Raw genomic sequence first — 8,557 nt, 5'->3', positions numbered from 1 at the left:
CTCACTGCCCTCGATCACACCCGGCCTGAGCGGGCACTTCGAGCAAAACCGCGTCCTCACCGCCGAATAAGCGCGTTTCCTGACCGCCGTTCACACGAGCGGGGAAATCAGCGGTGTTTCCCTGGTCGGGGTGAATTCCCGCGCGGTCCGCATGCCCCACCAAATATCGGGAACATTTGTCCCGTATGACGCACTACAACGGCGCCAGCACCTCGCAGTCACGTCCACTGCGACGCAGCCATTCGATGTACATCCCGCTCATGTGTGCGAGTTGCCGTCCGGCAAGGCCCGATTCCTGCTCGATACGCGCCATGAACAAGACATGCGAGCCGATTCGCTCAACCCTGTCAACGCTGAGTTCGCGCACGAGTCCTGCCTGCTCAAGTACAGGGAGGTCGAACAGCGGTGACGACGAGATGGGCACTGTCTGCTGGTTCGGGTCGAGCGTAGGCCGGCGATGCTGGTTTCCAAGCGCGTAGACGGCATGAAGCAGTTCAGCTGGCGCACTGCTCATCGCGATGCGTTTGGAGTCCTCCATGAGCGCCACGCCCGGGCTCGTCGCACGCAGCGCCAGGAGGTACTCGCCGGTAGACAGGGCGCCAACGAGATCCATGGGAAACAGGTTCACCCGTTCCCCATGGCCCGCGCCGACGAGGAACACTGGCCTGGCAACGATGTAATAGGCGTTCAGCGCGCGCAGGTCTCGGGCGGACATGCAGAGCGCATCACCTCGCCGGGCGGCGGTGCGGGCGTTTTGCCATGCGAGTAGGTAGCGAAGCCACAAGTTGGGCGTTGGTAGGCATCGGTTCACCGTGCGTTCGACCCGGAAAAGGTGCAGAGAGCCCCGCTTCAGCGGCAGCATCCCGACTGACGTCAACGCCAGTCGCGCCAACGGTACGTCCTCGGGGGGCGGCAGGGAAATCTCCAGCCACATGCCCGGCGCAGGCGCAGATGCATCGAAGGCCTCTGTGGCTAAGCGAATCCCCAGTATGAAGGGGCGCAACGACACGGGGCAGTGATCGCTGCTGACGTCAACCGGGCCGCTGGGCAGCCCTCGAAGCACGACGCAAAGTGAAAATTCCGGCGAGTTGGCATACACGACGGGCGCGTGGCGCAGCCCCTTTCCGTTGCGCAACAGGGACAGCAAGTGCCTCACGACAGCCTGCGCAGAACGACAAACAGGAAGTTGGAATCCAGTGTCCCGAGAAGTTTGCTGCCACCGGCTGCGCAAACGTCTTCGAGGACGAACTCGGGTCCGGCCGCCCTGCGCATGGCGCCAACGAAGTGCCGGTAGGTCGTCACGTTACTCGACATCTGGATCGCCCCCTTCCCGAAAGAACGCAGCGCATTTCGCCACCACCATGCTTGCAGCATGTCCCGGCGGTAGAAAGGATTGAGGACACAGGCTACCAGCGCGCCTCCCGACGCGAGATGCGAAGCAAGGATCTGAAGCAGAGGTTTGAGCTCACGCACATGATTCAGCACTGCGAAGTTGGCCGCGATGGCTGCAACCTGGCCGGCCTCCTCGAGCGCATTCGTCATCGCGGCAAGCGGGCCTGCCGTTGGGGTGACGCGCCCGGACTCAATCTCACTCTTGCAGCGCTCACGAAGCACATCCACCATGGCGGGCGAGATGTCGTAAGCCACGACCCTATGGCCACGCGCGGCGTACCACGCCGCGTCAATGCCAGTGCCACACCCGAAATCGAGGATCAGGCCGCCCGGTCCAGCGATGGATGCCACGCGCTCGCAGAACGACAACCGCACCTGCAGGTTGTCGGTCCGACGATCGACCTGAGCGTCGTAGCGGGCCGCTACCGCGTCATAGAAGCGTGCCGTCACGTCTTCAGGCAGGTCATGAGGGGGGCGACCATTTGGAGCTTGCGGCATAAGGACGGGAGTGGGCGAGGAGGTCGGCAAGGCGCAAAACGGCGCCACGGGATCATCTTCGCTTCGCGAAGTGGCTGTTCGCAGCGCCAGCTCGGCAGTTGGATCCGTGTGAACGGCGGGGCTTTCGGGCGGCATCACGCACAGGGCGGTTCTGACCAGCACCAGTGCGCTCACGTAGGAGTGAGCCGGACAGCCCAGCCGATGCCTCCCGCCGTCGGGGGCCGTGGGCATCCTCGCGCAGTCTTCCGACATCGTGAACATGTCGCCCTCACAACGGCAGCCTGATTGCCTATGTTCCTGACTGGCGCTCCATGGTTCAAAGCGACGCCTGCTTGCCGTCGACTCAGGCTTGCGCGAAGGCGCCGGCGTTCAAACCCAGAGTTCAACGACCTGGATCCCTGAGCGCGAGGCCCAACTTCTGCGCCGTCTGGCAGCGCTCAACCTTTGTCGCTGTGCCTGCCGAACGCTTCAGCGAGCCGCCCAACCCGTAGAGTGGTGCGGAGGCGGATTCGATGGTTTGAACCTTTTGCCGTCTGCCAGGAACTCAAGCGGAACACAACCTTTGCCTTCGCTGGATCGTGTTGAGCGCGTTGAAGTGGTCCAGGATCAGAAAAAGGCGTGAGCGCGGCCCGGCCCAAACACGGGGTGGGCAGGCGACTGTGTCGATGGCGCAGGCGCTGCTGGCCAGCATCGAGCGCAGTCGGCGCGTCAAGGCCGAGGTCCAATGCCGCGTCGACCACCTGCGGCCGCGGCGGTTCCTGGTGCCTATGCTGGGCCAAGGCCAGCAAATCGAGAGGGTGCCGAACCACATCCGGGCACCGCGTCGGCAGAAAGCAGTCTTGCCCGCAGCATCGGCCCGGCGCTGCGGGCTGTGTCGTTGTGACCAGCCGTATGAGCTGCGTGGGATGGTGCTAGAAGTGAAGCAGCGGGATCGGCAGCGCCGTGAATCTTGAGGAAAGCAGGCATGGTTCGCGTCGCCCAGATCAACCCCCATCTTGATTCGCTCGGACGATCGCCCCGGCAGCTGCTGCGCGATTGGCCGACCTTGGCCCGATGCGCGAGTGCGGCCTCCCAGGCGGGAGCGCGGGTCACCGTGCTGCAGCGCAGCGAGCAACGGGAGCACCTGGCGCTGGACGGTGTGGACTATCACTTCCTTCCCTTCGACGACATCGGCGCGTTCGGGCAGCTGCTGCGGGGCCTGGCGCCCGAAGTCCTGCATCTGCAGGGCCTGGGCTTTGCCCGCGAGATGGGTCAACTCGCCAAGCTGGTGCCTGACGTGCCTTTGTTGGTCCAGGACCATGCCGCCCGCCCGCCCAACCGGCCCTGGATCTGGTGGCGTTGGCGGCGTTCGCTCGCGCTTGCCCGCGGGCTGATGTTCTGCGCCCGTGAGCAAGCGCGGCCCTTCGAGCAGCGCGGCCTTTTGGCGCCGCACACGCGCATCTACGAGGTGCCGGAATCGAGCAGCGGCTTCCGCCCCATCGACGCCGCCGAGGCCCGTCGAGCCACAGGGCTTGCGGGCTCGCCGGTGCTGCTCTGGGTTGCCCACCTCGACGAGAACAAGGACCCGCTGACCGTGCTCGAGGGCGTTGCCCGAGCCGTCGAACGCCTGCCGGAGCTGAAACTCACGATGTGCTTCGGCAAGGCACCGCTGTACGAAGTGGTTTGCGAGCGACTTCGCGACCCGAGGCTCGCGGGCCGCGTGCATTTGCGCGGCCAGGTCGATCACGAGGAAGTCGAGCGGCTGATGTCGGCAGCCGACTTCCTCGTTCAGGGCAGCCATCGGGAGGGCTCGGGCTACAGCCTCATCGAGGCGCTGGCCTGCGGTTTGAGTCCGGTCGTCACAGACATCCCCTCTTTTCGCACGCTGTTGGGGCCGCTGGCCACGACGCGCGCGGCGCGGCTCTGGCCTTGTGGCAATCCGCAGGCATTGGCCCAGGCCCTGGTCGAATTGGCTGAGGAACCAGTCTCAGCGCGCCGCAGCGCCGTGCGTGCCCGGTTCGACGAGCATTGCTCGCCAGAGGCGCTGGGGCGCTGTCTCGTTTCGGTCTACGAGGACGCACTGTCCGCATGACGACATCGCTTGCCATCGCGCCCGTCGATCTGCGCAGCCGGCTCTTCGGCAACTTTGCCGCGTCTCTGGGCGAGACCGTACTGCGCTTTCTGCTCGGGCTGGTGCTCGCGCGTCTGCTGCTGCCAGCAGAGTTGGGGGTGTTCTCGGTGGCCGTGGCTGTGTTTGGTGTCGCGCTGTTGTTGCGGGATTTCGGTGTGTCGGCCTATCTGCAACGCGTGCCTGAGCTGACAGCGCGCCGTTTTTCGGCCTGCCTGGGCTTGCAGATCCTCTCGACGATCGTGACGACGCTGGGATTGCTGCTGTTGGCTGATCCATTGGCACGATGGCTGGGACAGCCGGATCTCGGCCTGCTGCTGCACGTGCTGGCTTGGGGGTTGCCGATCGCCGGTTTCTGCAGCATCGTCGCGGCATTGCATCTGCGGGAACTGGCCCTGGCGCGCATCGCACGGGTGTCCTTGCTGGGTGTGGCGTGCCAGGTGCTTGCCGCGATCATGCTGATCAAGGCCGGCGTTGGCGTCATTGGCCTGGCCTGGGCGCAGATGTTCGCTATCGCCGTCTGCACGGCGGTCTATGCCTGCTGGGTGCCTGCGGGCCTGCCCTGGCGGCTCGGGTGGCGGGGCATGCGGGAGCCGTTGGAGTTTGGCGGCGCGGCGTTGACCGCAGGTGGCCTGTCGGTCCTTCTTGGCGTGCAGCCCGAGCTGATGCTGGGCGGGCTGGGGGGCGCGCACGATGTGGGCTTGCTGGGCCGGGCACAAGCCACGGTGGCTGTTTTCATGTCGCTCGTCGGGCCGGTCCTGAGCATGGGCAGCCTTCCGCTGCTGGCAAGCCGGCAAGCGCGCGGGCTGGCACTGGAGCCGGCCTTGCGACGCGTGACGGCGCTGCTGACGGGCTTGGGCTGGCCGGCCTTGGCGATGGTCGCGTTGTGGCGCGAGCCCCTGGTGCGCGCGCTGTACGGTCCAGGATGGACAGGCTGTGCTGCAGCGATTCCGCCGTTGGCCTTGTCTGCGGCCGCGGGCCTCGTGTTCGCGCAGCAGGGGCAGGCGCTGGCAGCGGTGGGGCGGCCTGGTCTTGTGGCTTGGTCTACAGGAGCTTCGTTGCTGGCGCGTTTGGCGTTGGTCGCCGCCGGCTTTGACGGCAGCCTGGCATCGTTTGCCTGGGCGCTGTGTGCCGCCAGCTTCTTGGTGCTGCCGTTACAGGTCGTGCTGTCGATGCGGCATCTGGGCCAATCACCACGAGATCTGGCGGCCGCAGTTGCTGGCAGCGGGCTGGCGACACTTGCGGCCGTCGTCGTGCCTTGGCCGCTGGCGCCGGTGGCCTGGCTGGCGGCACTCTGCTGGACCCGCCACCCCTTGCTCGACGAATGGGCTCAGCTGAGCCGTCGGCGCATGACGAGCAGGAAATGATCACCCAGCCTGTTGATGCCGGGCCAGCCGGCCACGCGGCGGTCCAGTCGCCACAGCCGCTCATGCCAGCGCGGATGCCGCTCGGCCAGCCAGGTCAGGTAGGGCGGCGGCACGAAGACGCACAGGCCGCGCTGTTGCTCCAGTTCGAACTGCGATGCGAAGGCGGCGTAGAACTCCTGCGGCGTGTAGTAGCGCGTCCAGATGGTGCGGCCATTCATGCCGACGGCCACCGTGTGGCGGGCAAAGCGCACGCCGATGCGGGCCCAGCGGCGCTGGCGGGCGTAGTGGGCGACCTCCCAGGGACAGTAGCGGCCGATGACGGTGAAGACGAGGCGACCGCCCGGTTTGATGAGGCGTGCGCATTCGTCCGCTACGGCGCCGAGGTCGGGTACGCAGTTCAAGGGACCCAGATTGGAATATGCCCCGTCGAAAGACGCATCTCCGGGCAGCCGATGCAGTTCGTGGGCGCCGACGGCGAGGGCTTCGACGGCGTCGCCGAGGTGGGCTTCGCGCGCACGGCCGCGGGTGCGCTCCACCATGCGCTCGGACCAGTCGGTCGCCGTCACGCGATGCCCCCGGCCGGCCAGGTGCACGGCGTCCAGCCCGGTGCCGCAGCCCAGGTCGATGAGGCGGCTGCCGGGCGCGAAGCTCGCATCCAGCCAGTGCCACATCTCGGCGCGCATGTCCTGGATGGCAGTGTTGTTGCCGCGCGGGCCGTCGTAGTCGGCGGCGACGCTGTCGAAGGCGTCGCGTGTGTCGTTCAGGCGGATTTGCTGCTGCGGGTTGCTCATGGGCGGAAGGGGGGCGGAAATTGAAGATCGCGGTCGTGGTGCCGGGCGGGGTCGATGCGTCCGGCGAGGTCCGGGTCATCCCGGCGTTGCTCGCGCTGCTCGGCCGGCTGGCCGTGCGGCACGAGGTGCATGTGTACGCGTTGCGCCAGCAGCTTGAACCCGGCTCGTGGTGGCTGTGCGGTGCGCGTGTGCACAACATCGGTGGCCGCAGCGGGCGGCTTGGCCAACTGCGTGCCATCTGGGCCATCGCACGAGAGCACCGTGTCGCGCACTTCGACGTCCTGCAGTCGATCTGGTCCGGTCCTTGCGGCACGGTGGCCGTCGTGGCGGCTCGGCTGCTGGGCCTGCGCTGCGCCGTGCATCTGGCAGGTGGTGAGCTCGCGGCGGTGAGCGACATCGGCTACGGCGGGTGCCTGGGCTGGCGTGGCAGGCTTCGTGAGGCCTGGGTGCTGAAAGGGGCCAATGCACTCACCGCCGCGAGCCAGCCCATGCTGGAGCAGATTGAGGCCTTGGGGCTGCACGGCCAACGCCTGCCGCTGGGCGTCGATTTGGCGCAGTGTCCGCCTTGCCCGCCCCGGCGCCGCCAACCCGGCGAGGCGCTCAGGCTGGTGCAGGTGGCGAGCCTGAACCGTGTCAAGGACCAGGCCTGCTTGCTGCATGCGCTGGCCCGGCTGCGCGAGCTGGGCGTCGATGCCGGGCTTGACCTGGTGGGTGAAGACACGCTGGGCGGCGAGGTCCAGGCGCTGGCTGACCGCCTGGGGCTGGCCGGCTGCGTGCGCTTCCACGGCTTCCTGACCCAGCGCGCGTTGTGGCCGGTGCTGGCGAGCGGCCATGTCCATGTCGTCACGTCCAGGCATGAAGCCGGGCCCCTGTCCGCGTTGGAGGCGGCCGTGCTGGGCGTGCCCAGCGTCGGCACGGCGGTGGGACATCTGGCCGAATGGGCGCCGCATGCGGCCCTCGTCGTCGCACCGGGCGACAGCCTCGGCCTGGCCGCCGTGCTGGCCAGGCTGGCAGGCGACGAGGCGCTGCGCCTGCGCCTGGCCGTGCAAGCCCAGCGCTTCGCCATTGCCGAGGACGCTGATCAGACCTGTCTCAGGTTCGAACATCTTCATGCGGAGTTGCGATGCGACGGTTCGTAGGCCAGGGCCCGCTGCAGAGAGTAGAGCGTCGGCACGCGAGGCGGTGCGCCGCGGAGCAGGTAGCGCAGGGCCTTCTGCCAGCGAGGTTTGAAGGTCCATGCAAAGCCGGCGAAGGCATGTACGCTTGCCGCCGCGCGACGGTTTTGCCGGGCGGCTTCGCGGCCCGGGTGGATGCGCAGCCTGGCGCAGGTCAGGGCTTCGGCGGCGCCATGCGACCACGCGATGCCGGGCAATATGGGGATGCGGTATCCAGAAAGGGAGACGTCGTCGAGCCGGTAGCCCCGCATCGCGCGAAGCAGGCTGGCCGGGCAGGCCGGCCCCGCCAGAGCCTGCGCGTGCGCCAACACGGCCGGCGGGAATGCGTCCGGGAAGATCCGTGCGGCAAGCGCGAGGGGCGGCAGGGCCCACCAGGCGGGCAGCCCGTCCGATGCGATGGCGAGCACATCGTCCCAATCGCGTTCGTCCAGGCGCGGAGCCAGCGCCGCGAGGTCGTGCAAATGGATGAGGCGGATGCCATGCCCGCAGAGGTTTCCCGCTGCATGCTGGAGCAGGTGCCGCATCAGCGCAGCCTGGCTGGGATAGGGGTTCAGCCCCGGGGGAGCGGCGTGCGCCTGCAGCTGCGGCGTGATGGCCACCTCACGCACCGGCAGCCGCTCCATCACCGCGGTGTGCAGCTCGACTTTGATCGGGTTCGTCGCGTGCTCGCCGAAGCCCCGGTCGGCTGGTGCATCAAGCGGCAGGTAGTCGACGTGCTTCCAGATTTTCACGCCCTCGACGTAACCGGCCTCCAGCAGCAAGCGATGCGTGGCCGGAAAATCTTCCGGCCGGGCGAGCAGGTCGACATCGCTCATCGGCCGCTGACCGGGGGCGTAGAGGTCGAGGTCCAGCAGTGCCGAGCCCTTCATCGCCAGCAGCGGCAGGCCGGCGCGGCGCGCGGCGTCGTCAAGGCGCTGGAGGAGGGCGCGCGTTTTCTGCTCGCGCATCCGGCCCTGCTCGGCCTGCTCTGCCAGGAAAGCCTGCCAGAGATCGGGGCCGGTCCAGCGCAGCCGGCCCGCCAGCAGCGCCGAGATACCGTGCATGGCGCAGACGGCCATCGCCGTGCGCCATTCGAATTCGTCCCAGTCAGGCGGGCGGGCCGCCGGCGCGGCGAGCTCAGCGGCCAGGCGTTCCGTCGTTACACGCAGCGCGTGCTCGACGATTGCATCACTTGGCAGTGGTCTATCGAGCTTCTCCATGGCCTTTGGCCCTCCAGTTATGACGCGA

At 67.6% G+C, this 8,557-nt stretch carries 7 protein-coding genes; 3 read left to right on the top strand and 4 right to left on the bottom strand.

The window, feature by feature from the left end; genetic code table 11:
- Window positions 1–193: 193 nt before the first annotated feature.
- Complete coding sequence (locus EV671_RS16475; protein ID WP_132573684.1) at window positions 194–1,147, bottom strand: hypothetical protein; 954 nt, start codon at window positions 1,145–1,147, stop codon at window positions 194–196.
- 5 nt (window positions 1,148–1,152) lie between these two features.
- Window positions 1,153–2,064, bottom strand: coding sequence for a class I SAM-dependent methyltransferase (locus tag EV671_RS16470; protein ID WP_165917606.1), 912 nt, complete (start codon window positions 2,062–2,064; stop codon window positions 1,153–1,155).
- Between the two features lie 790 nt (window positions 2,065–2,854).
- Here EV671_RS16470 and EV671_RS16465 point away from each other — a divergent pair.
- Window positions 2,855–3,961, top strand: a complete 1,107-nt coding sequence (locus EV671_RS16465; RefSeq protein WP_132573680.1) for a glycosyltransferase family 4 protein — start codon at window positions 2,855–2,857, stop codon at window positions 3,959–3,961.
- A complete protein-coding gene (locus tag EV671_RS16460) occupies window positions 3,958–5,364 on the top strand; it encodes an oligosaccharide flippase family protein (protein WP_132573678.1) in 1,407 nt (468 codons plus the stop codon). Before EV671_RS16465 ends, EV671_RS16460 begins: the two co-directional genes overlap by 4 nt.
- Here the strand turns inward: EV671_RS16460 and EV671_RS16455 are convergent.
- Complete coding sequence (locus EV671_RS16455) at window positions 5,328–6,155, bottom strand: class I SAM-dependent methyltransferase (RefSeq protein WP_132573676.1); 828 nt, start codon at window positions 6,153–6,155, stop codon at window positions 5,328–5,330. The two genes, EV671_RS16460 and EV671_RS16455, sit on opposite strands and share 37 nt — an antisense overlap.
- A 20-nt stretch (window positions 6,156–6,175) precedes the next feature.
- Here EV671_RS16455 and EV671_RS16450 point away from each other — a divergent pair, with 20 nt between their 5' ends.
- Complete coding sequence (locus EV671_RS16450; RefSeq protein ID WP_132573674.1) at window positions 6,176–7,294, top strand: glycosyltransferase family 4 protein; 1,119 nt, start codon at window positions 6,176–6,178, stop codon at window positions 7,292–7,294.
- On the opposite strand, the gene EV671_RS16445 is transcribed toward EV671_RS16450, so the two are convergent.
- Entirely contained in the window at window positions 7,264–8,529 is a 1,266-nt protein-coding gene (locus EV671_RS16445; protein WP_165917605.1) for a nucleotidyltransferase family protein, read from the bottom strand. The genes EV671_RS16450 and EV671_RS16445 overlap by 31 nt on opposite strands.
- Window positions 8,530–8,557: the final 28 nt, after the last annotated feature.

It is taken from the genome of Roseateles saccharophilus, assembly GCF_004342485.1.
GTDB lineage: Bacteria > Pseudomonadota > Gammaproteobacteria > Burkholderiales > Burkholderiaceae_C > Pelomonas > Pelomonas saccharophila.
Note: the sequence above shows the minus strand (reverse complement) of the source record. Positions and strands in the feature narration are given on the sequence as shown.